The organism is Nitratireductor sp. GISD-1A_MAKvit (assembly GCF_040819555.1).
Classification (GTDB): domain Bacteria; phylum Pseudomonadota; class Alphaproteobacteria; order Rhizobiales; family Rhizobiaceae; genus Nitratireductor.
This window is the reverse complement of sequence record NZ_CP161920.1, coordinates 3,573,992-3,600,450: the sequence shown is the minus strand read 5'-3', so window position 1 is coordinate 3,600,450 and position 26,459 is coordinate 3,573,992. Positions and strand designations below refer to the sequence as shown.

The following is a 26,459-nucleotide window of genomic DNA, read 5'->3' as shown; positions in this document are numbered from 1 at the left end:
GTTCCTCAAACCGGATGGCACTGCCCCTGCGACACGCGTGTCCTAGGCCAGCTCCCGGGCGGCCCAGTCGTCCACATGCGTGTCACGGATCTGGCGCAAAGATGAGAGCTTTTCCCTCTGGGCAAACGCGCCCATCTCTTCCACGATCCTGCCGGGAAGGCATGTGCCTTCAAAGATCATGCCGCTATAGATCTGAACAAGATCGGCTCCGGCACGTATCTTTTCAAGAGCCGTCTCCGTCGAGTTCACGCCGCCAACTCCTATGAGTGGCATCGCCGGTCCAACGAGGAGACGCATCTTGGCGAGAACAATGGTCGAGCGCTCAAAGAGTGGCTGGCCGGAAAGGCCACCTTTTTCGTGAGCCAAACGGCTCGTGGCGCCGGTTCGCGAGAGTGTCGTGTTGCTGATGATGAGGCCGTCGATCCGTTTGTCGAGGGCCTCGTCGGCGATATCGCTCAAAGCCGCTTCAGTAAGGTCGGGGGCGATTTTTACAAATAGCGGGATTGGCACGCCCTTGCGCCTGGCCACCTCATTGCGTGCGGACAGGACACGGGTCAGAAGTTCCGAGAGATTCCCCCGGTCCTGGAGCGATCTGAGACCGGACGTGTTGGGTGAGGAAATGTTCACGGTGAGATAGGAGGCAACGTCCCCAAAAGCACGCACACCGGTTTCATAGTCCGCAACGCGGTCCGCGCTGTCTTTGTTGGCGCCAATGTTTATCCCCACAATGCCGCCCTGACCTGCGCGCAGCTTTACGCGCTGGCGCACCGCAACGAGACCGTCATTGTTGAAGCCCAGTCGATTGATCAGCGCCCCGTCTTCTTCCAGCCGGAACAGGCGTGGCTTTGGGTTGCCCGCCTGTGGTTTGGGCGTCACCGTGCCGCATTCCACAAATCCGAAGCCCAGACGCAACAGAGCATTGGCTGCCTCGGCGTTTTTGTCGAAGCCGGCGGCCATGCCGATGGGATTGGGGAATACCATCCCGGCGCATATCGTTTTCAGGCGTTTGCTGCTCGGCTGCGGATGCGCAAGCGGAATGCCGCTCTTCAATGCCATGATTGCCAGATTGTGAGCCCGCTCCGAATCCATCCGGTAGAGGGCCTGGCGGGCGATCTTGTCGATCAGGGATTTCATTGCGACAGCTCTGGGAAGAGGTGGGTGCCGTCAACGCCGAGCGGCAGCGGATGAACCCACGAAACAGCCTTGAGAAAAAGTGGAGCGTAAAGATGGGGGAACAGTGCCCCGCCGCGCGAGATCTCGTATTTCAGCGCCGCACCAAGTTCGGAAGGGTCGACGGCCACGAGCACCAGGTCGTCCTGCCCCGCAAAATGCTTTGCTGCGGTGGCAGCAAGCTGCTCCGCTGTTGAGAAGTGAATGTACCCGTCCGCCAGATCGACAGGTGCACCGTCAAAACGCCCGATCCTCTCCGCTTCCAGCCAGAGACCACGGGGGCAAATCTTGTAGATCAGGTCAACCATGGTTGCGGCTATACTTGCATTGCGGTTGCAGCGAAAGAGCGGACGCAGCCTTTTTGGGGGATTGCGCTTCATCCCATTTATGGCGCATTCCTCACTCATCATCCCATTACCAGTCTGTTCAATTGCGGAGCGATCCAATGCGCAAGACCATTACAGCAACCGGTGCGCTGTTTCTTTTGTCGATGTCGGGAAATGCGCTTGCCCAGGAAGAAGAGCGCTACCGCCTTGAGCGCACTGAAGAAGGTTATGTACGGATGGACACGCGAACCGGCGCAATGACGTTGTGTCGCGAACGCTCCGGTCAGCTCCTCTGTGCGCCTTCGGTGAATGAACGCACTGCCTATGAAGAGGATATCGCTGCCCTGCAGGATCGGCTCGCGGATGTGGAAGCGCGCCTGAAGCTGCTGGAAGAAAACCCTCCCAAGGCGACCTCCGAACTGCCCTCCGATGAGGAGTTTGAACAGACTTTGGGGCTTATGGAGCGGTTTTTCCGCAAATTCATGGGCATCGTGAGTGATTTCGAGAAGGACAAGGAAGGCTCCAGCAGCCCGGATGCAACTGCACCGGAGCGAACCTGACCTGGCCGTCAGCTTGCTGCCCGTGCGAGGCGAAGCATGGTTGAAAAGGCGAAGAACCCGCATCCCGCCTCCAGGCTGAGCACGGCAAAACGCAGATAGGTGTCTTTGAGGACCGCGAGGAAAACCTTTGCACCTGAAGCTCCCACCGGGCGCGCCTCGGGTTTCAGATGGAGCCAGACTTCCGTTTTCCTGGGGTTTTGTTGCGTCGTCGCATGAGCCTTGAGTATCAGTATCTCCGACATGAGCAATGTCATGATGGCACCGGCGCTGAATGCGAGGGCGAGATCAAACGACAGGGAAAGCATGACCAGCCCGATGGCAAGAGAACCGAACAGGACCGCCCGGCCGATACAAATCATTGCTACCTTGTGGATTTTCTCCATGTCGTGCCTACGGAGCTTTCACCTGCGTCGAAAGTTTGTGGCATGCAGCGACCGTATACAAGTAACACTTCCGAGAGTGTGTGTGGCGCGGCGCACGAGTGAAAAGCGGCGCATGGGGAAAACATGTGCCATCTTGAAAACATGACCATTCCCCGCATAATCACGGCGTGAGCCTGCGGCTGTGGAAAACCACAAGATTGCCGCAGGCGCGGGAGGGACATTTGACAGCGGGTTATAGATTTCTCGTCGCAGACGATCATCCCCTGTTCAGAGGTGCGCTGAAGGGTGCGCTTATAGGGCTGGACAAGAGCTGCAAGATTCTGGAAGCCGGTGATTTCGAAGGTGCCAAGGCACTGGCTGACGAAAACATCGATCTCGTTTTGCTTGATCTCTCAATGCCTGGTGTGAGTGGGTTGTCCGGGCTGGTCGCCCTGCGGGGCATGAACCCGGCGGTGCCCATCGTTGTCGTTTCCGCCCATGACGATCCCGAAACCATCAGGCGCGCGCTCGAGCTGGGAGCTTCCGGATTCATATCGAAGTCTTCGGGGATGGATGAAATCCGCAATGCGGTTCAGACGATCCTCGATGGTGGCATCCATGCCCCTCAGGATATCGATCTCGGTGCGGAAGCAGACCCGGATGTGGCAGATCTTATCCGCTGCCTGCAGACCCTGACTCCTCAGCAGACACGCGTCCTAAGCATGCTGGCGGAAGGGCTTCTGAACAAGCAGATCGCCTATGAGCTGAACGTCTCGGAAGCGACGATCAAGGCACACGTGTCTGCTGTCCTGCAGAAGCTCAATGTCGACAGCCGCACCCAGGCGGTCATCCGCCTTTCCAAAATAGGAACCGACAGCGTCGTCGCCGAAAACTGAGCAAGCGTCATTCGGCGGCGGCAAGCATCTGACGGCAACGCGTAAGAAGCGTGCGAAGCGAAGCCGGGCGCACCGGCTTGTTCAGCACCATTGCCGTCAGGGCCTCCGCGTCCGCGCGCACCTCATTCGACCGATCTGCTGTGATCAGTATGGCGGGTATTGCGTGGCCGTAGCGCGATCGAAGAGCCGCAATCACATCGAGTCCCAGCTCATTGTCGAGATGATAATCGGCAAGAATGATGTTCGGTGGCGTTAGTGCCAGGTCGGGCAGGGTGGAAGATCCCGTAGCGGTCGAAACGGAACATCCCCAGCCTTCCAGAAGCTTCTGCATTCCGTCGAGGATCCGGGGGTCGTTGTCGATGCACAGGACACGCAGTCCATCCAGCATGGTCTGCTGCATCGCCACAGGGCGTCTTGGTGTTTCAGAAGGTTGTGCGGGGGCGGTGCTTCTGGGGATCACGACCGAGAAGCGCGTGCCGCCATGCGTCCGTGAATCGAGATGGATTTCCAGATTGAGCACGCGGGCGATCCGGTCGACGATGGAGAGGCCAAGCCCCAGCCCCTCAGCCTGCCGAACGCCTTCCTCCAGTCGTGTGAACTCACGGAAAACCGTATTCAGCTTGTCGGGTGCTATGCCGATCCCGGTGTCGATAACCTGCAGTTCCAGAAGATCACCACGCCGCCGGATGCCGACGAGTACCCGTCCGCTGGGCGTGTATTTGATCGCATTGGAAACAAGGTTCTGTAACAGCCGCCGCAAGAGATTTCGATCGGTGTTTACCGTCAGGCTCGATGGCACAATGGTCAGTCTGACACCCCGTTCCTCCGCGAAAGGCGCAAAGTCGGTGTGGATCTGCCGCAACAGACCATCAAGCTGAAACACAGAGGGAGAGGGTTTTAGCGCTCCGGTGTCCAGTCTCGAAATATCGAGAACTGCGCCGAGGATCGTTTCAACGGAATCGAGCGAGGATTCGATATTGCCTACATGCTCCCGAACGTCGCTGCCTTCCACGCGCTCCAACAGGGAAGAGCAGTAGAGGCGCGCCGCATTGAGCGGCTGCAGAATGTCGTGGCCGGCGGCAGCGAGAAATCGGGTCTTGCCGAGGTTGGCTTCTTCGGCGATCACCTGCGCCTGCGCCAGCTCCTCGTTGACGCGCATGAGTTCGGCCGTGCGGTCTGCCACGCGCTGTTCCAGGGTCTCATTGATCCGCTTCAGCGCGATATCGGCTTCAACGCGGGGCGTGATGTCGGTGTATGTCGCGACAATACCACCATCGGGCATGGGGTTTGTTCTCAATTCGATGATGCGGCCACTTTTGCGAAGTGTGATCTCCCACGGGACACCAAAATCGGTAAAACGGTTGAGAGTGACCGTATAATTGTCGACGGGCATTTCACCGCGCACCACGAGCAGATTGACGAAGCGGTCCAGTGAAACACCGACCTGACCCATTTCATCCGGCAGGTTGAACAGCGTCCGGTATTGACGGTTCCAGCAGATCAGCTGGAAATCCCGGTCGAAAACGGTAACGCCCTCTTCCATCTGATCGAGAGCGGTCTGCAACAGATCGCGGTTGTGCTGCAGTGCCATCGAGGCATCATCGAGGAGCCGAAGGGCGTCGCGGGGCGATCGGTCGTTGCGCTGGAACAGCAGGGAAAGGATGAGGCGTGATGAGGAAGAGCCGACGGCGCTTGCCAGAAGCTGTTCGGAAAAACGCACCAGTGCAATGCCCGTTGCGTCGTTGCCGTTGAGGCGCACGCCATGCGTTGCCTCGAATGTGGCGAAGGAGCGTTCGGTGCGCTCAGCGCCGAGATAGCGCGAAATCGTATCCTTCAGATCGTTCACGGTAACGGTGGTGCGGAACCGGCGCAATGTCGGGATCGGCCCCGTGTCGCGCGGCACGAAGATGGCTGCCTGAATCCGCTCCAGGGGCTGTGCCGCCCGTGAGAGCGAACCGAGAATGAAGAACAGCGTGTTGACGGACAGGCTCCATAGAACGCCATGGTTGAGTGGGTCTGCCACCGTGCCGAACAGAGCCTGCGGCTTCAACGCCGGCAGCCCGAAAAGGCCATCCGTGATGATGCTCGTTCCCATCGGTGCGAGAGAGGGGAAAAGCAGGGTGTACCCCCACAATGCGAAGCCGGCCCCCATTCCCAGAAGCGCGCCACGAGCATTGGCTCCCCGCCAGATCAGCCCTCCGAAGAAGGCCGGAGCGAATTGTGCGATAGCGGCAAAGGAGATGAGGCCGATGGCGGCAAGGCGCGTGTTGTGGGTGGTCTCCCGGTAGTAGAGAAACGCTGTAAACAGAATGATGAAGATCGCGGCACGGCGAATGTTCAGGATGATGGTGGACCAGTCATCTTTCTCACGATGGTCGGGACGCAGAAGACGACGCAGGAAGAGTGGGATGACCAGGTCGTTGGAAATCATGATCGAAAGCGCAACACTCGCAACGATCACCATCGCCGTCGCCGCCGAGAGGCCACCGATAAACGCGATGAGTGCAATCAGGTCATGCCCTTGAAGAAGTGGAAGGGCGAGGACGTAGAGATCCGAGCTGGCCTTGTCTCCAACGAGCGTCAGGCCGGCAAAGGCGATGGGTATGACGAAGAGATTGATCAACACCAGGTAGAGCGGAAACAGCCAGCTCGCCGTTTCCAGCTCGGTCGTGCTCCTGTTTTCGACAATCGTGACGTAAAACTGCCTGGGAAGCATGATGATGGCGAACGCGCTGAGCGTCGTCATCACGATCCAGGTCGCGAGTGACGTGGGGTATGTGTAGGCTTTCTGCACTTCCGAAAGGGTGCCGACCGTGCGAGCGAGATCCAGCGGGCCTGAGAAAATGAAATAGGTGACGGCCACCCCGACGGCCAGGAACGCCGCGAGTTTCACAACGGTTTCCACCGCCACGGCCAGAACCAGCCCCTCCTGATGCTCCGTGGCATCGGCATGGCGCGTGCCGAACAGAACCGCGAAAATGGCCAGGAGAAAGGTGACGATCAGGGCCATGTCCCCGACGAAGAAGTCAATTGCCGGCGGCGCTCCGTCATAATGCGTGACCATGAGGCTGACGGAGTCTGAAATCGCCTTCAGCTGCAGGGCGATGTAGGGAATCGTGCCACATGTGGCGATCAGGGTGGCAACGGAGGCCACCGCGAAGCTCTTGCCGTACCGCGCTGCCAGGAAGTCGGCGATCGACGTGATCTTTTCGGACTTTGCCAGCCTGATGATCCGCTTGAGAACACGGAAGCCGAAAAGAAACACCAGCACCGGGCCTATATAGATGGCGAGAAACTCCAGGCCCCGCTCGGACGCGAGCCCGACAGAGCCGAAAAAGGTCCATGACGTGCAATAGATGGCCAGGCTCAGGGCGTAGATAAAGGGGCGGGACCCCAGGCCGCCCTGCCGGGAAGCGCGGCTGTCGCCCACACTGGCAATGAAGAAAAGCAGCGTCACATAGGCGACGGCTATGATTGCGATCACCCAGCCCTGCACGGCGCGCGATTCTCCTTTCCGAATACCGCAAAAAGGCAAACACACCCCAGATGCGGTGTCCAATGCTTCTTTTGGCCAAAGTCCCGGCGTTGGTTGAGGAAAATGGCATTTTAATACACGTTCGGCTTGTCACCTTGCTAGTGTGTCAGCGTTGGTGGCCGCTGAGTCGCCTGATGAAAGCTAGATTGGGGAGAGACCCTTATGATGAAGGAATTCAGGGAGTTCATTGCACGGGGCAATGTGATGGACCTCGCAGTGGGCGTGATTATCGGTGGCGCATTCGGCCTCATCGTGAAGTCGCTCACCGACGACATCATCATGCCCGTTGTCGGCGCCATTTTCGGTGGGTTCGATTTTTCAGATTATTTCATACCGCTGTCATCCACGGTCACCGCGACATCGCTGGAAGCGGCGCGTGATCAGGGAGCAGTGTTTGCCTACGGAAACTTCCTGACCGTGGCAGTCAATTTCCTGATCCTCGCATGGATCATCTTTCTGATGGTCAAGGGCGTCAATTCATTGCGCCGGAAAGAGGCCGAAAACAAGCCGGTTGAGCCCGAGGCCCCGCCAGCCGATGTGCAGCTTCTCACGGAAATCCGCGACCTGCTTTCCAAGAAGCAGTAGCGCTCCTGTACGGTTATGGGAGCCCGTCGGCGGAATCCGGCGGGCATGTCGCTTGATGCGTCGCTTTACTCAGCCGCCGGATTTCGGCACGAGGAGAGAGACCACGCGGTCGGAGTTGGCCGTCTGTGGCCGGTCGGCCTCGTTGAATGGAATGCCAAGCGCTTCCCAGGTTTCCAGAAGTGCGTCGCGCAGCGTCTCGATCAGCGCATCGTCATGATAGGGCGTGGGCGTTATGCGCAGGCGTTCCGTACCGCGCGGGACAGTGGGGTAATTGATCGGCTGGATGTAGATCCCATGCTTCTCGAGAAGGCGGTCCGAGGCCTGTTTGCACAGCTCCGGGTCGCCAACGAGGATAGGCACGATATGGGTCTGCGAAGGCATGACCGGCAGCCCTGCCTTCGATAGCATGTCTTTGGTCTGCTGGGCCTGGCGTTGCTGTGCCGAGCGCTCGACAGACGAGGTTTTCAGATGGCGTATGGAGGCCGTGGCGGCTGCGGCGATCGCAGGTGGCAGCGCGGTCGTGAAAATGAAGCCCGCAGCATAGGAGCGCACTGCGTCGATCACTGCGCTGGATCCGGTAATATACCCACCGATGACGCCAAAGCCCTTGGCCAGCGTTCCTTCGATAATGTCCATGCGGTGGGCGAGGCCGTCGCGTTCTGTGATGCCACCGCCGCGGGGGCCATACATGCCCACGGCGTGCACCTCGTCGATATAGGTCATGGCATTGTATTTGTCGGCCAGATCGGCAATCGCCTCAATGGGCGCAATGTCGCCATCCATCGAATAAACGGATTCGAAAACGATCAGTTTGGCGCGGGAGGGGTCGGCAGCTTTAAGCAAGTCTTCCAGGTGGGCAACGTCATTGTGGCGGAATATCTTCTTCTCCGCTCCCGAGCGTCGCACACCTTCGATCATTGAGGCGTGATTGAGCTCGTCGGAAAGCACTAAGCAGTTGGGTAAGAGGCGGGCAATGGTGGAGATCGAAGCTTCATTGGAGATGAAGCCCGATGTGAAGACGAGACCCGCTTCCTTGCCATGAAGATCGGCTAACTCGGCTTCCAGTTCCACCAGCGGGTGGTTCGTGCCCGAGATGTTGCGGGTGCCGCCTGCACCTGCGCCCATCGATCCGGCAGTCGCCTGCATGGCGGAAATCACGCTCTCGTGCTGGCCCATGCCTAAATAGTCATTCGAGCACCAAACGGTGATCTCGCGCGTTTCCTCTCCCGCACGCCATAGCGCACGCGGAAAAGCACCGACAATCCGCTCCAGATCGGCAAAGACGCGATAGCGACGTTCTGCGTGAAGTTGATCGATCGCTTCGGAGAAAAAACGCTGATAATTCATGGAACCTTCCTGCTGTGCGGGCGCGATCATAATGTCCGCTTTCTTCTGCGTCCATCGCAGCTTACGGGCAAATTGACACGTCTGGGTCAATGCGCTTTGCGCTCGATCAATTCATGCATCATTGTCAGACGAAGCCATCATGTCGGCAATGGTTGAGATGGCTGAAATAAGCTCTTCGCGATGGCTTTGGTCGAGCCTGGAGAAGCGTTGGGCAAATATCGCCCCCATGGGTCCTGGTGCGTCCGAAATCAGAGCCTCGCCTTCAGGGGTCAGCAGCGCATGCACCACCCGTCGGTCATTGCGTGAACGGTAGCGCCGTATGAGTGCCCGGTTTTCCAGATTGTCTAGAATGGTAACTACGGTCGCCGCGCTCAGGTCCACATGCGCGGAAAGGGCGGTGGTCGTGACTTCGCCCAGCGCGGCGATTGCTTTCAGAACAATGAGTTGAGGTGAGGTCAGGCCGATCTGCTTGGCGAGCGCCCTGGATTGAACGTCATTGGCCCGCACGATGCGGCGGATGGATTTCTCCACCGCGCGTAACTCCTCATTTTGGAACCAGTCGAGGGCCTTGTCAGTTGTCATGTCAGAATTCATGCGGACGCCATTCATTTGACATCTAATAATCATAACTATAACTAATTGACGTTCCGACGCAACGACAAACAAGGGATCAGAACGCTATCCATGTGCGGAATCTGCGGAGAATTGCGGCTGGACGGCCGCCCTGCCTCGCCTGTTGCTCTCTCGAAAATGATGGATTGTCTGGCCCCGCGCGGACCTGACGGGGCGGGCGCCATTGTTCATGGCCCGGCGGCTTTTGGTCATCGGCGCCTCAAGATCATCGACCTGTCGGAAAAAGCCCGGCAGCCGATGGAGGATTCCGAGCTTGGTCTCACCATTGCGTTCAATGGCTGCATCTACAACTACCCGGTGCTCCGCGCCGAGCTGGAGGACAGGGGCTATCGCTTTTTCTCCACCGGCGATACCGAAGTCATCCTGAAAGCATGGCATGCCTGGGGCGAAGGCTGTGTGAGCCGCTTTCACGGCATGTTCGCCTTTGTGTTGCGCGAGCGCGAAACGGGGCGTGTGGTGATGGCCCGCGACCGCTTTGGCATCAAGCCGCTCTATCTTGCAGAAACGCCCGAGCGTATCCGTTTTGCATCAACCCTGCCGGCCTTACTGGCGGCAGGCGAGGTCGACACGTCGATCGATCGATATGCGCTGCACCACTATATGAGCTTTCATGCGGTCGTGCCTCCGCCGCGCACCATCCTCAACGGCGTGAAGAAGCTTCCGCCTGCTACGCTCAGGGTGATCGAGACGGATGGAACCCAGCGCGACACCGTTTACTGGGATCCCCCATTCGCGCGAAACCGCGAAATGTCCACTCTCTCGCCGGACGAGTGGCGCGACCGCACTCTGGAGGCTCTGCGTCTGGCGGTGAAGCGCCGCATGGTGGCCGACGTTCCCGTCGGTGTTCTGCTTTCGGGCGGCGTGGATTCCAGCCTTATCGTCGGTCTTCTTGCCGAGGCAGGCCAGAAGGGGCTGATGACCTTCTCTGTCGGTTTCGAGGAAGCCAATGGCGAAAAGGGCGACGAATTTGTCTACTCAGACCTGATAGCGAAGGAATTCGGCACCGACCATCACAAGATTTTCGTGCCGTCTGCCGACCTGATGGACGCGCTACCCGGCACGTTCGCCGCCATGTCCGAACCCATGGTTTCGTACGACAATGTCGGCTTTTATCTTCTGTCGAAGGAAGTTTCGAAACATATCAAAGTGGTTCAGTCGGGGCAGGGAGCCGATGAGATTTTCGGCGGCTATCACTGGTATCCACCGCTTGTGAACTCCAACGATGTGGTGGAGGATTATGCCAGCGTCTTTTTCGACCGGTCCCATGCGACACTGAGCAGGCAACTCTCACCGGACTGGATCGCAGACAGGGATGTCAGCCGCGAGTTGGTCGCCGCGCATCTCACGCGGGCAGGTGCCGACACGCCGGTCGATGCCGCACTGCGGCTCGATTCAACGGTGATGCTGGTGGACGATCCGGTGAAGCGGGTCGATAACATGACCATGGCCTGGGGGCTTGAGGCGCGGGTCCCCTTCCTCGATCACGAGCTTGTGGAACTCGCCGCCTGCATTCCCCCGGAAGAAAAGCTTAAACAGGGTGGCAAGGGAGTGTTGAAAGAGGTCGCGCGGCAGATCGTGCCGCATGAGGTGATCGACCGGAAAAAAGGCTATTTCCCCGTACCTCAGCTCAAATATGTGGATGGGCCCTATCTCGACATGGTGCGTGATGCGCTATCATCACAGGCAGCGCGCGAGCGCAGCCTGTTCCGTCAGGATTATCTGGAGAGGCTCTATGCGGCCCCGGCCGACCACATCACGCCGCTTCGTGGTTCGGAACTCTGGCAGGTGGGGTTGCTTGAACTGTGGCTACAAACCCACGGGGTGTAACCGATGGCCAAAAAGGAAGACGTGGCTCTGCGCGCCTCACGCGGGCGCAGCGACAAGGCGCTCGGCTATAGGCTGAAACGGCTACGCAGCGAAACCATGAAGCCGAGCAATGCCCCGGTGGAGCATGCCGCCGAGCAGCAGGACAAGTCGGTTTCACTGGATCTCGGATGGGGGCGTTTGCTCTTTGCTCAAACCTATGAGTCCAACGATGATCTCGCCGGAGCCCTGCGGAAAGAAGGCCCGGCGCGCCGCGACATCGCGTTTTACATTCGCGACCCGCACGTTCTCCTTTCAATGGCACCGCAGGAGCTTTTCCTCGATCCCTCGCACACCTATCGTCTGGACTTGGCAACCTACCGACCAAGCAGGCAGCAACCGCGGGGGTTCTTTATCAGACGGTTGACCTCGGAGGGCCGATGCCAATGCCGTCAACGCCATCTATCAGAGTCGGGGCATGGTCACCGTCCGACCGGACTTTTTCTGGACCAATCGGGACAGCCGTGCGGTAACGTATTTCGTGGCCGAGGATGATCAGACCGGCGATATTCTGGGGACGGTGACTGGGGTCGATCACCGTCGCGTGTTTCAGGATGCGGAGAACGGTTCGTCGCTATGGTGTCTTGCGGTCGATCCGCAATGCCGACACGCCGGGGTCGGCGAAATGCTTGTCCGGCGCCTCTCGGAGCACTTTGCAGCCCGTGGCGCGAGCTTCATGGATCTCTCGGTGATGCATGACAATGAGCAGGCCATTGCGCTTTATGAAAAGCTTGGCTTCCATCGCGTCCCGGTGTTCGCGGTCAAACGCAAGAACCCCATAAACGAGAAGCTGTTCACCCATCCGCCGGAAGAGTTTGGCCAACTCAACCCCTATGCCCGGCTGATCGTCGACGAGGCGCACCGGCGCGGTGTGGCGGTCGATGTCACCGATGCGGAGGGTGGTTTCTTCCGCCTCTCGTTCGGCGGACGTTCGATCCATTGTCGCGAGAGCCTTTCAGAGCTGACCTCGGCAGTTGCCATGTCAATCTGCGACGACAAGGCGGTCACACGACGTGTGGTGGAAACGGCAGGCCTGCGCGTGCCCGAACAGATGGAGGCGGGGGATGATGAGGCGGCTCTGCGCACTTTTCTCGAGAAGCACGGCCGTGTTGTCGTAAAACCGGCCCGTGGAGAACAGGGCAAGGGCGTAGCCGTCGGTCTCGAAACGGTGGACGAAGTTAAAACCGCCATCAAGGTTGCCGCAGAGATCTCCGACCGGGTGCTGGTGGAAGCCTGCTTCGAGGGAGAGGATCTGCGACTGGTGGTCATCGATTACCGCCTTGTGGCCGCAGCCATTCGCCGGGCGCCGCGTATCGTGGGTGATGGTCAAAAATCGATCCGGGAACTTATCGAGAAGCAGTCTCGCAGACGCGCGGCTGCGACCGGTGGTGAAAGTCGCATACCTCTTGATGATGAAACGCGCCGCTGCGTTGCAGCGCTGGGGTACGAGCTTTCCGATGTGGTGCCGGAGGGCGACGAAGTCGTGGTGCGCAAGACCGCCAATCTCCATACTGGCGGCTCTATCCATGATGTCACGGAAAAGGTTCATCCGGATCTGGTGAAGGCGGCGTGCGCGGCGGCACGGGCCATTGACATTCCGGTCGTCGGCATCGACCTTATGGTCAAGTCGCCAAGCCTTCCCGACTACGTGTTCATCGAGGCGAATGAACGTCCGGGACTGGCAAACCATGAACCGCAACCGACCGCCGAGCGATTTGTGGATCTGCTCTTCCCACGTTCTGGGGCAAAATCCGCGGAAAGGGCGCTCGCACCGAGGCCCTAGTCGGCATCAGGTTTCAATGCAGAAATGGTCGGCCTGCCGCGCGTGCGGGGGAGCCATGAAAACGGTCGCTCGGAAGCAAGCAGATTATGAGGTAGGCATGTCGCGATTGAAGATCGACGTTTCGTATCTGGTGGCACAGCTGAAGGCACTTTTGTCGATCGACAGTCCCACGGGCTACACGGACACGATTGTTCGACACGTCACAAATGAACTGGAGCGGCTGGGGCTGGAACCCGAACTGACGCGCCGTGGTGCGATCAGGGCGGTCGTTCCCGGTGGGCGTCGAGAGGGCGCGCGCGCCATCATCACGCATCTGGATACGCTTGGTGCACAGGTAAAGTACCTCAAGGACAACGGACGTTTCGAACTGGTTCCGATCGGGCACTGGTCTGCACGGTTCGCCGAAGGCGCGCGGGCGACCATATACACGGAGAAGGGGACTTATCGCGGCACGATCCTGCCGCTCAAGGCTTCCGGACACACCTATAATGACGAAGTCGACACCATGCCTGTGGGCTGGGATTATGTGGAGCTGCGCGTTGATGCCATGTGTTGGACGCGCAATGACGCGCACAATTTAGGCATCGATGTCGGAGATTTCGTTGCCATAGACCCGCAGCCCGAATTTCTGGAAAACGGCTTCATCGTTTCGCGCCATCTGGACGACAAGGCCGGTGTGGCGATCGCGCTTGCAGCACTCGAATCTCTCCTTCGCAATGACGTGACGCTACCGGTCGACACCCATTGGCTGTTCACCATCGCCGAGGAGGTGGGCGTCGGTGCGGCGTCGATCGTAACGCCCGAAATCGCCTCCATGGTGACCATCGATAACGGCACGACGGCACCGGGACAGAATTCCATCGAGTTTGGTGTCACCATCGCCATGGCCGATCAGGCCGGGCCGTTCGACTATCACCTGACCAAGAAGCTGGTGGAGCTCTGCCGGGAAGAAGATATCCGTTATCAGAAAGACGTCTTCCGCTATTATCGCTCCGATTCTGCTTCGGCCATCGAGGCTGGCCATGATGTCCGCACGGCGCTGATTGCATTCGGCATTGACGCTTCGCACGGCTATGAGCGCATTCACATACACGCGCTTCGATCCGTTGCCGAACTCGCAACGGCCTATGTGGCGAGCCCGCTCGAAATCGAACGCGACGTGGAAGAGGTTTCCGATATCGAAGGCTTTACGGAGCAGCCCACAAATGAGGCGGAGATGGCGCGCCGCTCCAACAATCTGCCGAAGCAGGAATAGAACATGGATCGGCCGGGCAACCCGGCCCGGCCTTTTTGACTAGCCCGCCATCGCGAGCGTTCTGTGGCTGAAGCGTGCAGTGTGCGGATCGAAATCATACGCGTCTGCATGACGCCATGCTTCCCGGGCGAGCCGATCGACGGTCTGGATGACGAAGTCTGCTTTCTCGTCAGTCATCAGGTAGCTCAGATTGAGGCGCACCCATCCCGGCTTTTCCATTTCCCGGCCCTCTCGAATGCTTTGCAGCATGGCATTCGACTGTGCCTCGTCAATGCCCAGAAGGTGATGCGCATAGGGGCCAGCACAGGCACAGCCGCCGCGCGCCTGAATGCCATGCAGGTCGCTCAGCAAGCGCGTGAAGAGCTGGTGATGAAGCATGCCGTTCTCAGGGCACAGAATACGGAAGGAGAAAATCGGCAGACGTGGCGCGGCCGGATTGCCAAGAATCTGCATGCAGGGGTTCTGTGACCAGACGGCAACGGCTCTGCCATGGAGCTCCTCGTGCCGGCGATCGATGAATTCCTGCCCCAGTGCTTCCTTGACGAGCATCACGAGCGCGGCCCGAATGTCACCCACCACATTCGGTGTGCCGGCTTCTTCCCGTGCCGAAAGGGACGGAGAGTAGTCGTGCGTCCATGGCGAAACGAACGTCACCGAGCCGCCGCCCGGCATGGTCGGTCGGGTGGTGCGGGCGATGGCGTTGCGCACGATCAGAAGCCCGGACGCGCCCGGACCACCGGGAAACTTGTGCGGTGAAAGCACCACGGCATCCTTGGCGCAGTCGGTACCGGGCTTCATGTCTATGTCAAGATAGGGCGCGCCGCCGGCGTAGTCCCATATCGCAAGCGCGCCATGCGCCTTGAGGACACGTGTCACAGCGTCCGTGTCCGTGACAATACCAGTCACGTTGGAAACGGCCGAGAATGTACCGATCTTCAGCGCGGCGTCGGCATTGGCAATGAGAGCGGTCTCAAGTGCAGCGAGGTCGGGCCCGCCATTAACGGCTTCAGGCACGGCGACAATCTCGGCACCGCTTTCGCGCCATGGCAGAATGTTGGAATGATGCTCGTAGGGGCCGGTGAACACGACTGCCCGGCCGCCAGCCTCCACCATTTCTGCAATCTGCAGCAGCCGGACAAGCCGGTTTATGCCGGCGGTCGCACCAGAGCCTGAAAAGACCACGCTGGTCTGATTGTCGGCCTTGACGATCTGATGGATCTCGGCCCGCGCAGCCTGACGAAGCCGGGTGCAGAAGGATCCACAATAGGAGGCTTCCGTATGGCTGTTGGCGTAATAGGGGAGCACCTTGTCGCGGATGAAATCTTCAACCTGGGCAAGGGCGCGCCCGGAGGCGACGTAATCTGCGTATATCAGCTTTTTCTCACCACACGGCCCGTCGATTACCGCATCTTCTCCTATCAATCCGCCACGCAGATATGCGGGAAGGTCGGCGCGATGAAGATCGTCGACAAAGGCTTTGAGAAGCTCGTTGGGCATTGATGTGATCCGCTGGTTTGATGGTTTCCGAAAGGATCGCACAATGTTTGGCTATCATTTCCACACAAAGTTATGGCAATTTCGCAGAAAATGGGTCAAATGATTGAGTATGAGCGTAAAAATAGATCAGTTTGACCGGCGCATTCTGCGGGCGCTTCAGCGCGATGCAAGCCTCTCGCAGAGAGACCTGGCAGAGAAGGTGGGGCTCTCCCAGAATGCCTGCTGGCGTCGCCTGAAATCACTGGAAGAACGCGGGGTGATCCGTGGGAGAACACTTCAGGTCGACCGAAACAAGCTCGGGCTGGGGCTTGTGGTTTTCGTCATGGTCAAGACCCGGCATCACTCAGCGACCTGGCTTCAGACCTTTCGCCAGCATGTTTCCAGCATTCCCGAAATCGTGGACTTCTTCCGCATCGGGGGTGACTATGATTACATGCTGCGCATCGTCACAACGGATATGGAAAGCTACGATTCGGTCTATCAGCGTCTGATTGAGAAGGTCGAGCTTGAATCCGTCACTTCCTATTTCGCCATGGAAGCCATTGAAGAGCGCCGCCCCCTGCCGATCTGACCGTTCGGACCCGTCTATGAAAAAACGTTCCATCTCGTTCGAGCGTATCGCACTCTACGCGTTTCTCACGTCGCTGACGGCACTCAGCATCGATGCAGTGCTGCCCGCGCTGCGCGTCATCGAAGCGGATCTGCATGTCGAGCCGCCGCTCTCAACGCAGCACATCGTGTCCCTGTTCATCTTTGGCATGGTGTTCGGCGAGCTTTTCCTCGGGCCGGTTTCCGACGCCATCGGGCGCAAGCGTGCTCTGGTCCTTGGCCTTGGCCTCTATATGGCGGGCACGCTGGTGGCGATGTTTTCGACAAGCGTTGGCATGATCGTTGTCGGCCGTATCCTGCAGGGCATCGGCGTGGCAGGGCCGAAAATCGCAACGCGCGCTCTGATCCGCGACCAGTTCGAAGGTGAAGCCATGGCGCGCATCATGTCTTTCATGTTCGTACTGTTCATACTCGTGCCGATGCTTGCGCCCGCCATGGGGCAGCTTGTTCTGGCCTTCGCCGGCTGGCGGGCCATTTTCGTGGTGTATCTCATCCTTTCGATGCTTTTGTGCGTCTGGCTTCTCGCGCGACAGCCAGAAACGCTACCGCCGCAAAGCCGCATCCGCTTTCATCCGGCGACGCTCCTGCAAAACACTGCGCGGATCCTGGGCAATCGCCGCGTGACACTGCTTATTGTCGCAACCGGCTTCGTGTTCGGGGCCCATCTTCAGTATTTGAGCACGGCGGCGGACATCTTCTTCGATGTCTATGGCGTTTCAACCATGTTCCCGGTCTATTTTGCAGCGTTCGCCGCCGGCATTGGCCTTGCCTCCATTGTCAACGCCCAGGTCGTGCGCCGCTTTGGCATGCAGGCAATGTGTGAGGGGGCCTTTCTGGGGCTTGTAACACTTGGCCTCGGTCTGCTGCTTTTGTCGCTTTTTCATGCGGGCAGGCCGCCATTCGCCGTCTTCATGGCAATGGGCTTTGCGATCTTCTTCTGCATCGGCATCCTGTTCGGCAATCTGAATGCCATGGCGATGCATTCACTCGGGCAACTGGCCGGGCTGGGGGCCTCGCTCATCGCATCGGGCTCCAGCCTCGTGGCCGTCGTTTTTGCGGTCGGCTTCGGCGCGTTCTACAATCTCACGACCGTACCGCTCGCAGCGGGTTTCCTTGCTACCGGTATCGTGGGCTTCGTTCTTGTCCGGCTTGCCGCAGGGGCAAGCCGGGAACCGGTGTTACCGGTCAAGAGAACAATGTGATCAGCCGGCCGCCGCGACGACGATGATCTCGACCGTGTAGTCGGGTGTGGCAAGTGCTGACTCGCCGCAGGCGCGAGCCGGCGCATGCCCCGGCGCGACCCACGCATCCCAGACTTCGTTCATCTCGGCGAAATCCTTCATGTCGGCCAGCCAGATGGTTGCCTGCAAAATGCGGGTCTTGTCAGAACCATTCTGCTCCAGAAGCGCGTCGATCTTCTTGAGGATGTCCTTGGTTTGCGTCGCCACGCTCTCGCCGGGTGTCCCCACCTGGCCAGCCAGATAGATCGTGCCGTTGTGGATGACGGCCTGGCTCATGCGGGTGCCGGTGTCGACGCGTTTGATCTCGGACATGGAATTTCCTTTCAGGACTTGATGAGACGATTTGGTGCGAGAGCCTGCACCACGGGTTCGGGCAGGGCGGGTTGACGCCCTGCGCAAAGATCTGCCGCCAGCGCCGAAAGGGCAGGCGAGGTCTGTACGCCATAGCCTCCCTGTCCGGCCAGCCAGAAAAAGCCCTCTGCGTCAGGAGCAAAGCCGACAGCCGGCGTGCGGTCGGGGAAAAAGCTCCGCAGGCCTGCCCAGCTGCGCTCGATACGCGTGACGGGAACGGTGACAGCCTGCTCGAAACGATGCAGGCCTTCGGCCAGCACCATGTCGTCGGGCCAGGCATCGAACGGCTCGGAAGGCTCTTCGTCAGCCGGCGAAACCATGAGCTTGCCCGCATCCGGTTTGGCATACCAGCCTTCGCCGGCACATGCGAAAAGCGGCCAGCCAGTCACGTCATGCCCGTCCGGCGCCGGCAATATCACGGCAGAGCGCCGCATGGGCGTGAGACCGAGTGTCTGTACACCGGCAAGCGCAGCAATCTCGTCGGCCCATGCGCCAGCAGCATTGACGATGATGGGTGCAGAGAACGGGCCCTGCGGGGTTTCAAGCGTCCAGACACCATCGGCACGCGAAATTGCGGTGACCGGAGCCTTGTTGACGATACGGCCGCCCTCATGGCGCAGCATCTTCGCAAAGCCTTGCAGCAGGCGGTCGACATCGATATCCCGCGCTCCTTCCTCAATCGCCGCTGCCACGATGTTCTCGCGCCGCAGAATGGGCACGCGCGCAACCGCTGCGTTCGCGTCAAGCCGCTCCATGCCCGTCGCGCCTTCGAGGATTCTGTCCAGTGCGTCGACATGCTCCTCGCTGGCCACATAAAGAAGGCCGCGCGGTGTAAGAAGGCATTCCTCGGAAATACCTTCCGGTTCAAGAAACACCGGCTCGGATGCGGCATTCAGTGCACGCAGAGTTGCGTTTCCATAATTGCGAATGAAGATCGCTGCAGAACGGCCTGTGGCGTGGTAGCCAATGGCTTCCTCTGCCTCCAGCACGGTCACGCTGGCGTCGGTCGCCATCCGTGCTCCGGCCCCAATTCCAGCGATACCGCCGCCGATAATGATGATGTCGGATGTCGTGCCCATGATTTCCCCGAACGTTTGCGGACCGGCTTTTTCCGCACACAGATACTGATCGGTCGACAAATGCAATAGGCTCACCCGGCGCGGGAGATTATGGCACAACTGATGCAGCGAACTGCACGAGGCTGGTTTCGACGCCAGCTTTGTGTGATCATCCAGACGGGGAGAATGGGAGAACCTCAAGAAGATGCGAAAAGCACAAACCCTGCCTGAAGGGCAGTGTTCGGGGCGGAGTGCGGATTAGTGGATACACCGCAATCGCCTGCCTTACGATCCTATCATTCATGGATCGCCAATGAGACGCTGGAGGATTATTCGCTGCGCTATGCCGCGCGGTCCTTCCGGCGCTGGTCTCCATTCGTCATCGCAAACACCGCTCTGGGCGGCATCTCGTTTCTGGCGCTGGAGGCCATCGGCGGAGCGATCACACTCAGCTACGGCTTCGCCAACGCGTTTCCCGCCGTGCTCATCACCTGCCTGTTCGTCTTCGTCACGAACCTGCCCATTGCCTATTATTCGAGCCGCTACAACATTGACATGGATCTGCTCACGCGCGGGGCGGGGTTCGGCTATATCGGCTCCACCATCACGTCGCTGATCTATGCGACCTTCACATTCATCTTCTTCGCGCTCGAGGGCGCGATCATGGCGCAGGCGCTAAAACTGTTCGCAGATGTGCCGCTGGTGCTGGGCTACATCATCTCATCGCTCGTCATCATTCCCATCACCTTCATGGGCGTAACCATGATCAGCAAGTTGCAGATGGTCACTCAGCCCATCTGGATCGCCATGCTGCTTGCGCCCTTCATCTACATCGCGGTCGGCCATCCCGAAACGCTCGATCAGTGGATGGCGTTTGCCGGCAGCGAAACGGCGGATGGCGGTTTCGATGTGCTCGCCTTCGGCTCGGCCATCGGTGTCCTGTGCGCGCTCTCCATCCAGATCGGCGAACAGGTGGATTATCTGCGCTTTCTGCCCGACAAGACACGCGAAAACCGTTGGCGCTGGTGGGCGGCGGTCATCTCCGCCGGTCCCGGCTGGATCGTGGTCGGCGGTTTCAAGATTCTCTGCGGCAGCCTTCTGGCCGTCCTTGCGGTCTCGGCCGGCCTCTCGCCATCGACGGCGCTTGAGCCGATCCACATGTACATCAAGGCCTATGAATATGTGAGCGACGACCCGCGCACCGTTCTGGCGCTGGCGGCGATCTTCGTCCTTATCTCTCAGGTCAAGATCAACGTGACGAACGCCTATGCCGGCTCGCTTGCCTGGTCCAACTTCTTCTCGCGTGTCACGCATTATCACCCCGGCCGTGTGGTCTGGCTGATCTTCAACATCCTGATCTCTCTGCTTTTGATGCTGCTCGGCATCTTCCAGACGCTGGAGCTGGTGCTGGCAGTCTATTCGGTCATTGCCGCCGCCTGGATCGGCTCTATCTTCGCGGATCTCGCCATCTTGAAGCCGATGGGCATCAGCCCGCCCTTCACGGAGTTCAAGCGCGCCTATCTCTACGATTTCAATCCGGTGGGCTGTGGGTCGATGGCATTTGCCTCGCTGTTCGCCATCATCTGCTTCATGGGCAGTTTCGGCGATCTGGCGGAAGCCTATGCAGCTCCCTTCGCCTTCTTCACCGCGCTTTCAAGCGCTGTTCTGATCGGCGTGGTGACACGCGGCCGCTACTATCTTGCCCGCCCGCGCGCGCCGCTTGCCGAACCCGAGAAGCCGGTGGTGCGCTGCGAAATCTGCGAGCTGGAATATGAGAGGCCGGACATGGTGCACTGCACCTTTTATCAGCGCCCGATCTGCTCGCTCTGCTGCAGTCTCGATTCCCATTGCCACGATGTCTGCAAATCGTCGGGGACAATTCTGGAGACCTCGCGTTCGCGATATTTCGGCCGCGCCCTGCGCAGCAAGATCGCGCCGCGCATGACGCAGCGGCTGCTCAAGGTGAGCGGCGTCCTTTTCTCGCTCGCTGTGATGACGGCGGCGGTCTTTCTTCTCACCTACCGGCTGATCGAACCCACGGCGCTTCAGCCTCATGTGGAAAGCGGGGCGCTTCTCCTGCGGGTGTTCCTTGCGCTACTGCCGCTTCTTGCCATCGGCGCATGGTGGATCGTTCTATCGCATGAAAGCCGGGAGCTGGCCGAGCGCGATCTCGTCACCTCGCTTGAAAAGCTTCGCCAGGCGCAGCAGGAACTCGCTTCCAACGAGCGACTGGCCGCCATCGGCCAGATCACCGCCACGGTCAGCCATGAGTTGCGCAATCCACTTGGCACGATGGTCACCTCCACCGACATCCTGCGCCGCTCGCTCAAGAACGCCGATGAACCTGTGACGGGCGAGTTGCAGCGCCTGCAGCGCAATGCCTGGCGCTGTGTGCGCATCATCGAGGATCTTCTCGATTTCTCGCGCAAGCACGCGCCGGTGATGTCGCCCGTGGCCATCGACCGCTGGGTCAAACAGCAGTTGAGCGAAGAGGATCAAGACATCGCGCATCTCATCACGCTCAAGCTCGATGCCGGTTGCGATGTGCTGGCCGATGCCGAGCGTCTGCGGCAGGCCTTCTCCAACGTTCTGCAGAATGCGGCGCAGGCCTGCGAGGAACGCGGGAAACAGAGCGGCCAGATCATCATTTCCACGCAACGCCTGCGTGACCGGGTCTACCTGTCGGTCTCCGACAATGGCGCCGGCATGTCTCAGGATGTGGCCGAGCGTGTGTTCGAGCCGCTCTTCAGCACCAAGGCGTTTGGTGTCGGGCTCGGCATGCCGCTCGTCAAGCGCATCATGGAGCAGCATGATGGCGATGTGCTCATCGAGAGCCAGAAGGGCGTCGGCACCACCGTGTCGCTCGTTCTGCCCTGCGCGGGAGAGCGGGAGCCATGAGTGATCGTGAGGTCGACCTACCTGCAGAGGTCATTGGAGAACATCCGCTGCGCGAAACCACGCCGGCGGAAGACCACGGCGTTTTGATTGTCGACGATGACGAGGATTTTGCCGCCAGCCTTTCGGGTCTTTTGAAGATCGAGGGGTTCCGGGTCGCAGTCGCGCATGATCCCCAGGCGGCGCTTGCCGTTCTTGAGGAGGCGCGAATGGCCGTCGCTCTGGTCGATGTACGGCTCGGCACGGGCAATGGTGTCGATCTCGTGCGCCAGATTCGCCAGCGCGATCCGGATGTGGTGTGCGTGATGGTCACCGCCTATGCCTCCATCGATACGGCCGTCGAGGCGTTGCAGGCCGGCGCCTATGATTACCTCTGCAAACCGTTCCACAGCGAAGATCTGCTTGCGACGCTCTCCCGCTGCTTCGAGCGCATCCGGCTTCTGGAGGAAAAGCGGCTGGCCGCTGAGCGGCTGGGACAAAAACAGCGAATGGAGGCGATGGGGCAGCTCACCAGCGGCATCGCGCACGACTTCAACAACATTCTCGCAGTGCTTCTGAGCAATCTGCGCTGGCTCGAAGAGCGGCTCGCGGATCAGCCGGAACTGGCAGAGATCGTGGCAGATGCGCTGGACGCCACGCAATCAGGTTCGGAGCTGGCGGACAGGCTTCTCCAGTTCGGTCGCCAGAATGCGAAGGACATTGCCGCCGTGCAGCTTGGTGAGGCCCTGCCACCGTTGACGCGCATGCTTGGGCGCACGCTTGGAGATGCGGTTTCGATCTCGCTCAAGGTGGCCGATGGACTGAACAGCGTGGTCATACCCGTTGGCCAACTGGAGCCCAGCCTGCTCAACCTTGCGCTGAATGCGCGCGATGCCATGCCCGGTGGCGGAAATCTGTATTTTGAAGCGTCAAACGTTGTTGTCCGCCCTGAGGATGCGCGCGTAGCCTCTGGCCTTCTGCCGGGTCGCTACGTTCTGTTGTCGGTGCGTGACACGGGCCACGGCATGCCGGTGGCGGTGCGCCGCCGCGCGCTCCAGCCCATGTTCACCACCAAGCCGCCGGGGCAGGGCAGTGGTCTTGGCCTCTCCATGGTGGATGGTTTTGTGCGCCAGGCCGGAGGTCGCCTTGGCATTCTCAGCACGCCCGGCAAGGGCACCACCGTCAACTTATATTTGCCGGCACACTATTCCTCGGACTGAGGCGCAAACATGTAGCCGACGCCGCGAATGGTCTTGATGAATTGTGTGTCACGGGCATTGTCGCGCAGTTTGCGTCGGATCTTGCCGATCATGACGTCGATGCTGCGATCATAGGGAGTCCAGTTGCGGTTGGCGACGATGTCGAGGATCTGCTCGCGCGAAAGCACCCGGCCGCGCCGCTCCACCAATGCAGCCAGAAGCTGGAACTCCTGGCTTGTCAGCCGCACCGATTCACCTCGTGGGGAGGCAAGATGATGGCGTGAAGGGTCAAGCTGCCATCCGGAAAAACACATCACCGGTGACCGGCTTTTTTCCTGGGGCTCCGGCACGCTGATGCGCCTTGCAAAACGACGCATGACGGTGCGGATGCGGGCCAGCAATTCACGTGGCTCAAACGGTTTGGTCACGTAGTCGTCAGCGCCCAGTTCAAGGCACACCACCTTGTCGATCGTGTTGTTCTTGCCTGAAAGCATGATCAGCGGCAGGTCGTGCTGGGCGCGCAGGGAGCGCGCCAGCGAAACACCGTCTTCTCCTGCGGGAAAGGTAAGGTCGAGAATGACCAGATCGAAATCCTCGTCCGCCATGGCCCGGCGCATCGCGCGGCCGTCTTCGGCGCTCGCGACGGCATATCCTTCGCTCGTGAGGAAACGCTGAAGAAAGCGCCGAAGACGCTGATCATCATCGACCACAAGAACGCGATGCTTTTCGTCCAAGATCCCCATTCTCGTACGATAGTCGCAAACGGTTGCGCTGGTCGAGACGGGAACGGTCGGTAACCCGTCGTAAAATACCCGCACCGTCCCGGTGCCAGGGAAATCTCAGCGCCTGCCATGATCGTGGCCCTGGTTGAAGCTTCGAACAACAAACTGAAAATCATTTCTTATTTCTGGTTGTTCATCTCTGAACGGTTTCTGGATGGCTTCGCGGGTGGTTACAAAAAATTACAAAGCCTACGTTCTCCGGAGCCAATCGGGTTACAGACCGAACCTAATCTTCTCCGGCACGGTTTCGTCCGGTCGCATCTCGTTGCCGGGCGCAAAAATGACGGGGGCTCGAAATGGAAACCTCCGACTGGCCGTTCAAGAGGAGGAGACCCAATGCCTAAAACAGTGTTTTCTGTCGATCTCAACAAGGCACCAGAGGATCAGGCGATCAAGACGCACAATCGCTGGCATCCCGACATTCCCATGGTTGAGACTTTCAAGCGCGGTGAAGTGTTCCGTGTCGAGTGCTACGACTGGACCGGCGGACAGATCGGCAACAATGACAGCGCCAACGACGTGCGCGATGTCGATCTGACCCGCGTTCACTATCTGAGCGGTCCGTTCGGTTTCGAGGGCGCAGAGCCAGGAGATCTGCTCGTCGTCGACATTCTCGACATCGGCGCAATGCCCGAATCCGAATGGGGCTTCAACGGCCTGTTCGCCAAAGAAAATGGCGGCGGCTTCCTGACGGAGCATTATCCGAACGCAACCAAATCATGCTGGGATTTCCAGGGCATTTACACGACCTCGCGCCACATTCCGGGCGTGCGCTATCCCGGCATCATTCACCCGGGTCTGATCGGCTGTCTGCCCGATCATGCGCTTCTGGCCGAAGCGAACCGCCGTGAGGAAGAGCTGGTCTCGACGGATCCCGACCGCGTGCCGCCGCTGGCCGCGCTTCCTTATTCCGACACGGCGCTCATGGGCCAGATGTCGGGTGATGCGGCACGCAAGGCGGCCGCCGAAGCGTGGCGCACCGTGCCACCGCGTGAACACGGCGGCAACTGCGACATCAAGAACCTGTCGCGCGGCTCCAAGGTCTATTTCCCTGTCTATGTGAAGGGTGGCGGCCTCTCCATGGGCGACATCCACTTCTCGCAGGGCGATGGCGAAATCACCTTCTGCGGCGCCATCGAAATGGCCGGCTGGATCGACATCAGCGTCGATGTCATCAAGGGTGGCATGGCGAAATACGGTGTCGTCAACCCGATCTTCAAGCCGAGCCCGATCGATCCGCATTTCGATGATTACCTGATCTTCGAGGGTATCTCGGTCGATGAGCACACGGGCGAACAGTATTATCTGGACGCGCATGTGGCCTATCGCCGGGCCTGTCTCAACGCGATCGAGTATCTGAAGAAGTTCGGTTACACGGGTGAACAGGCCCTACAGCATCCTCGGCACGGCTCCGGTGGAAGGGCGAATAGCCGGCATCGTGGACATACCGAATGTGTGCGCCACGCTGGCCATTCCGACAGCGATCTTCGACTTCGACATCAATCCGAACTCGACCGGGCCGACCAAACAGGTCTCCGGCGTGGATGTCGCGCGAACGAGCTGATGGCCGCAAAGGCCGTTTTCAAAGAAACGAGTGGGACAGCCGGGGTGGGACCCGGCTGAACCCTCCTTTCGGGAGGAAGAGCTGCCATGCTGCTCGGATTTGCCTTGCTATACGTCGGCGCCGTCCTGTTTCTCAACGGGCTGTGGCTGATGGGAAAGATCGACGACAGGGAAATTGTCGTCATCAATGTGGTGTCCGGCTTCGTCACGCTTTGCGTTGCACTGGCGTCGGCATTCGGGGCTGCGGCGGACGCTGCGTCGATCAAGTCGGCGGCGCTGACCCTGCTGTTCACCACCACCTATCTCTGGGTTGCCTACAACCGCGTGGTCGCCGTCGATGGCCGCGGGCTCGGCTGGTTCAGCCTGTTCGTGGCCATCACCGTCGTGCCCATCGCAATTGAAGGTCTGGCTGGCGCGCAGAGTTTCACCGACACCTGGCTCGGCCTGAACTGGGCCATCTGGGCGGTGCTCTGGTTCATGTATTTCCTGCTGCTTGCCCTGAAGCGTCCGATCCTGCAGGCCACTGCAGTCGTCACGCTCCTCACGGGCATTGTCACTGGCTGGTTGCCGGGGTTCCTGCTGCTTCAGGGAATACTCTGAGCTTGTTTCGTGCGGCGGCGTCGGGCCGCCGCACCATGAATGATTGAATTTTTCGGAGACCAATATGCCGCTTTACAACTATGTTTGCGAAGACTGCGGACCTTTCGACGAGTGGACCTCCATGGCTGACGCAGGCAATGCGTGTGCCTGCCCGAGCTGCCAGTCACCGAGCAGTCGTGATGTGGCCGCGCCGAGCCTGAGCCTGATGAACGGCACGCTTCGGCGCGCCCTTGCACGCTCGGAAAAAAGCGGCAGCGAGCCGCGCGTGGTCAAGAAGGAGCATCTGGCCGGCTGCGGCTGCTCGCTGTGCAATATCGGCAAAAAGGGCCCGCCTTCGCCACGCAAGAAATGGATGATCGGCCACTGCTGA

At 59.6% G+C, this 26,459-nt stretch carries 21 protein-coding genes and 2 pseudogenes; 13 read left to right on the top strand and 10 right to left on the bottom strand.

Features of this window, described 5'->3' with window-relative positions; translation table 11 throughout:
* Positions 1 to 42 precede the first annotated feature (42 nt).
* Both AB2N04_RS18565 and AB2N04_RS18560 read right to left on the bottom strand, forming a co-directional pair.
* Positions 43 to 1,134 carry a quinone-dependent dihydroorotate dehydrogenase gene (locus AB2N04_RS18565; RefSeq protein WP_367716152.1) on the bottom strand — a complete coding sequence of 364 codons (1,092 nt, stop codon included), beginning with the start codon at positions 1,132 to 1,134 and terminating at the stop codon, positions 43 to 45.
* Positions 1,131 to 1,478, bottom strand: coding sequence for a DUF952 domain-containing protein (locus tag AB2N04_RS18560; RefSeq protein ID WP_367718856.1), 348 nt, complete (start codon positions 1,476 to 1,478; stop codon positions 1,131 to 1,133). The genes AB2N04_RS18565 and AB2N04_RS18560 overlap by 4 nt, the downstream gene beginning before the upstream one ends.
* Positions 1,479 to 1,615: 137 nt before the next feature.
* On the opposite strand from AB2N04_RS18560, the gene AB2N04_RS18555 reads away from it, so the two are divergent.
* Positions 1,616 to 2,056, top strand: a complete 441-nt coding sequence (locus AB2N04_RS18555) for a hypothetical protein (protein ID WP_367716150.1) — start codon at positions 1,616 to 1,618, stop codon at positions 2,054 to 2,056.
* 8 nt (positions 2,057 to 2,064) lie between these two features.
* Here AB2N04_RS18555 and AB2N04_RS18550 read toward each other — a convergent pair whose 3' ends face one another.
* Positions 2,065 to 2,415 (bottom strand): hypothetical protein, encoded by a 351-nt coding sequence (locus tag AB2N04_RS18550; protein ID WP_367716149.1) that lies wholly within the window; start codon positions 2,413 to 2,415, stop codon positions 2,065 to 2,067.
* Positions 2,416 to 2,660: 245 nt separating this feature from the next.
* Here AB2N04_RS18550 and AB2N04_RS18545 point away from each other — a divergent pair, with 245 nt between their 5' ends.
* Positions 2,661 to 3,314 (top strand): response regulator, encoded by a 654-nt coding sequence (locus tag AB2N04_RS18545; protein ID WP_367716147.1) that lies wholly within the window; start codon positions 2,661 to 2,663, stop codon positions 3,312 to 3,314.
* Positions 3,315 to 3,321: 7 nt separating this feature from the next.
* On the opposite strand, the gene AB2N04_RS18540 is transcribed toward AB2N04_RS18545, so the two are convergent.
* On the bottom strand, positions 3,322 to 6,810 hold the full coding sequence (locus AB2N04_RS18540; RefSeq protein ID WP_367716145.1) for a NahK/ErcS family hybrid sensor histidine kinase/response regulator: 3,489 nt from the start codon (positions 6,808 to 6,810) through the stop codon (positions 3,322 to 3,324).
* A 201-nt stretch (positions 6,811 to 7,011) separates the two neighbouring features.
* On the opposite strand from AB2N04_RS18540, the gene mscL reads away from it, so the two are divergent.
* Positions 7,012 to 7,434, top strand: coding sequence for a large conductance mechanosensitive channel protein MscL (gene mscL / locus AB2N04_RS18535; protein WP_367716144.1), 423 nt, complete (start codon positions 7,012 to 7,014; stop codon positions 7,432 to 7,434).
* A gap of 69 nt (positions 7,435 to 7,503) precedes the next feature.
* Here the strand turns inward: mscL and hemA are convergent, their stop codons facing one another.
* Positions 7,504 to 8,781 (bottom strand): 5-aminolevulinate synthase, encoded by a 1,278-nt coding sequence (gene hemA, locus AB2N04_RS18530; RefSeq protein ID WP_367716142.1) that lies wholly within the window; start codon positions 8,779 to 8,781, stop codon positions 7,504 to 7,506.
* 111 nt (positions 8,782 to 8,892) lie between these two features.
* Positions 8,893 to 9,363, bottom strand: a complete 471-nt coding sequence (locus tag AB2N04_RS18525) for a MarR family winged helix-turn-helix transcriptional regulator (RefSeq protein WP_367716140.1) — start codon at positions 9,361 to 9,363, stop codon at positions 8,893 to 8,895.
* 102 nt (positions 9,364 to 9,465) lie between these two features.
* On the opposite strand from AB2N04_RS18525, the gene AB2N04_RS18520 reads away from it, so the two are divergent.
* The 3 genes and pseudogenes from AB2N04_RS18520 to AB2N04_RS18510 all read left to right on the top strand — a co-directional run bounded on the left by AB2N04_RS18520 (position 9,466) and on the right by AB2N04_RS18510 (position 14,315).
* The gene (locus AB2N04_RS18520; RefSeq protein WP_367716139.1) at positions 9,466 to 11,241 is read left to right on the top strand and encodes an N-acetylglutaminylglutamine amidotransferase; all 1,776 of its coding nucleotides are present in this window, start codon (positions 9,466 to 9,468) and stop codon (positions 11,239 to 11,241) included.
* 3 nt (positions 11,242 to 11,244) lie between these two features.
* Positions 11,245 to 13,060 (top strand): annotated as a pseudogene (gene ngg / locus AB2N04_RS18515) (N-acetylglutaminylglutamine synthetase).
* Between the two features lie 97 nt (positions 13,061 to 13,157).
* Positions 13,158 to 14,315, top strand: coding sequence for an osmoprotectant NAGGN system M42 family peptidase (locus tag AB2N04_RS18510; RefSeq protein WP_367716137.1), 1,158 nt, complete (start codon positions 13,158 to 13,160; stop codon positions 14,313 to 14,315).
* A 39-nt stretch (positions 14,316 to 14,354) separates the two neighbouring features.
* Here AB2N04_RS18510 and AB2N04_RS18505 read toward each other — a convergent pair whose 3' ends face one another.
* Positions 14,355 to 15,812, bottom strand: a complete 1,458-nt coding sequence (locus AB2N04_RS18505) for an aminotransferase class V-fold PLP-dependent enzyme (protein ID WP_367716135.1) — start codon at positions 15,810 to 15,812, stop codon at positions 14,355 to 14,357.
* 109 nt (positions 15,813 to 15,921) lie between these two features.
* Between AB2N04_RS18505 and AB2N04_RS18500 the strand changes: the two genes are divergently transcribed.
* Positions 15,922 to 16,383 carry an Lrp/AsnC family transcriptional regulator gene (locus AB2N04_RS18500; RefSeq protein WP_367716134.1) on the top strand — a complete coding sequence of 154 codons (462 nt, stop codon included), beginning with the start codon at positions 15,922 to 15,924 and terminating at the stop codon, positions 16,381 to 16,383.
* A 16-nt stretch (positions 16,384 to 16,399) separates the two neighbouring features.
* On the top strand, positions 16,400 to 17,623 hold the full coding sequence (locus AB2N04_RS18495) for a multidrug effflux MFS transporter (protein WP_367716133.1): 1,224 nt from the start codon (positions 16,400 to 16,402) through the stop codon (positions 17,621 to 17,623).
* Here the strand turns inward: AB2N04_RS18495 and AB2N04_RS18490 are convergent, their stop codons facing one another.
* Both AB2N04_RS18490 and AB2N04_RS18485 read right to left on the bottom strand, forming a co-directional pair.
* Positions 17,624 to 17,974, bottom strand: coding sequence for a RidA family protein (locus AB2N04_RS18490; RefSeq protein WP_367716132.1), 351 nt, complete (start codon positions 17,972 to 17,974; stop codon positions 17,624 to 17,626). It abuts the gene before it with no gap.
* Positions 17,975 to 17,985: 11 nt separating this feature from the next.
* Positions 17,986 to 19,092, bottom strand: coding sequence for an NAD(P)/FAD-dependent oxidoreductase (locus AB2N04_RS18485; RefSeq protein WP_367716130.1), 1,107 nt, complete (start codon positions 19,090 to 19,092; stop codon positions 17,986 to 17,988).
* Between the two features lie 240 nt (positions 19,093 to 19,332).
* On the opposite strand from AB2N04_RS18485, the gene AB2N04_RS18480 reads away from it, so the two are divergent.
* Together AB2N04_RS18480 and AB2N04_RS18475 are read left to right on the top strand one after the other, a co-directional pair.
* Positions 19,333 to 21,969, top strand: a complete 2,637-nt coding sequence (locus tag AB2N04_RS18480; protein WP_367716128.1) for an ATP-binding protein — start codon at positions 19,333 to 19,335, stop codon at positions 21,967 to 21,969.
* The gene (locus AB2N04_RS18475; protein ID WP_367716127.1) at positions 21,966 to 23,165 is read left to right on the top strand and encodes a response regulator; all 1,200 of its coding nucleotides are present in this window, start codon (positions 21,966 to 21,968) and stop codon (positions 23,163 to 23,165) included. The genes AB2N04_RS18480 and AB2N04_RS18475 overlap by 4 nt, the downstream gene beginning before the upstream one ends.
* On the opposite strand, the gene AB2N04_RS18470 is transcribed toward AB2N04_RS18475, so the two are convergent.
* Positions 23,150 to 23,887, bottom strand: a complete 738-nt coding sequence (locus tag AB2N04_RS18470) for a response regulator (RefSeq protein WP_367716125.1) — start codon at positions 23,885 to 23,887, stop codon at positions 23,150 to 23,152. The two genes, AB2N04_RS18475 and AB2N04_RS18470, sit on opposite strands and share 16 nt — an antisense overlap.
* A gap of 375 nt (positions 23,888 to 24,262) precedes the next feature.
* Here AB2N04_RS18470 and fmdA point away from each other — a divergent pair.
* The 3 genes and pseudogenes from fmdA to AB2N04_RS18455 all read left to right on the top strand — a co-directional run bounded on the left by fmdA (position 24,263) and on the right by AB2N04_RS18455 (position 26,459).
* Positions 24,263 to 25,490 (top strand): annotated as a pseudogene (gene fmdA / locus AB2N04_RS18465) (formamidase).
* 86 nt (positions 25,491 to 25,576) lie between these two features.
* Complete coding sequence (locus AB2N04_RS18460) at positions 25,577 to 26,089, top strand: AmiS/UreI family transporter (protein ID WP_367716124.1); 513 nt, start codon at positions 25,577 to 25,579, stop codon at positions 26,087 to 26,089.
* A 64-nt stretch (positions 26,090 to 26,153) separates the two neighbouring features.
* Complete coding sequence (locus AB2N04_RS18455) at positions 26,154 to 26,459, top strand: FmdB family zinc ribbon protein (protein ID WP_367716123.1); 306 nt, start codon at positions 26,154 to 26,156, stop codon at positions 26,457 to 26,459.

Bases quoted from the DNA above. Each gene is read 5' to 3' on its own strand.
- AB2N04_RS18500 (WP_367716134.1), top strand. From the start codon at position 15,922: ATGAGCGTAAAAATAGATCAGTTTGACCGGCGCATTCTGCGGGCGCTT.
- AB2N04_RS18550 (WP_367716149.1), bottom strand. From the start codon at position 2,415: ATGATTTGTATCGGCCGGGCGGTCCTGTTCGGTTCTCTTGCCATCGGG.
- AB2N04_RS18460 (WP_367716124.1), top strand. From the start codon at position 25,577: ATGCTGCTCGGATTTGCCTTGCTATACGTCGGCGCCGTCCTGTTTCTC.
- AB2N04_RS18520 (WP_367716139.1), top strand. From the start codon at position 9,466: ATGTGCGGAATCTGCGGAGAATTGCGGCTGGACGGCCGCCCTGCCTCG.
- AB2N04_RS18560 (WP_367718856.1), bottom strand. From the start codon at position 1,478: ATGGTTGACCTGATCTACAAGATTTGCCCCCGTGGTCTCTGGCTGGAA.
- AB2N04_RS18510 (WP_367716137.1), top strand. From the start codon at position 13,158: ATGTCGCGATTGAAGATCGACGTTTCGTATCTGGTGGCACAGCTGAAG.
- AB2N04_RS18495 (WP_367716133.1), top strand. From the start codon at position 16,400: ATGAAAAAACGTTCCATCTCGTTCGAGCGTATCGCACTCTACGCGTTT.
- AB2N04_RS18485 (WP_367716130.1), bottom strand. From the start codon at position 19,092: ATGGGCACGACATCCGACATCATCATTATCGGCGGCGGTATCGCTGGA.
- mscL (WP_367716144.1), top strand. From the start codon at position 7,012: ATGATGAAGGAATTCAGGGAGTTCATTGCACGGGGCAATGTGATGGAC.
- hemA (WP_367716142.1), bottom strand. From the start codon at position 8,781: ATGAATTATCAGCGTTTTTTCTCCGAAGCGATCGATCAACTTCACGCA.
- AB2N04_RS18475 (WP_367716127.1), top strand. From the start codon at position 21,966: ATGAGTGATCGTGAGGTCGACCTACCTGCAGAGGTCATTGGAGAACAT.
- AB2N04_RS18505 (WP_367716135.1), bottom strand. From the start codon at position 15,812: ATGCCCAACGAGCTTCTCAAAGCCTTTGTCGACGATCTTCATCGCGCC.
- AB2N04_RS18565 (WP_367716152.1), bottom strand. From the start codon at position 1,134: ATGAAATCCCTGATCGACAAGATCGCCCGCCAGGCCCTCTACCGGATG.
- AB2N04_RS18470 (WP_367716125.1), bottom strand. From the start codon at position 23,887: ATGGGGATCTTGGACGAAAAGCATCGCGTTCTTGTGGTCGATGATGAT.
- AB2N04_RS18525 (WP_367716140.1), bottom strand. From the start codon at position 9,363: ATGACAACTGACAAGGCCCTCGACTGGTTCCAAAATGAGGAGTTACGC.
- AB2N04_RS18455 (WP_367716123.1), top strand. From the start codon at position 26,154: ATGCCGCTTTACAACTATGTTTGCGAAGACTGCGGACCTTTCGACGAG.
- AB2N04_RS18490 (WP_367716132.1), bottom strand. From the start codon at position 17,974: ATGTCCGAGATCAAACGCGTCGACACCGGCACCCGCATGAGCCAGGCC.
- AB2N04_RS18555 (WP_367716150.1), top strand. From the start codon at position 1,616: ATGCGCAAGACCATTACAGCAACCGGTGCGCTGTTTCTTTTGTCGATG.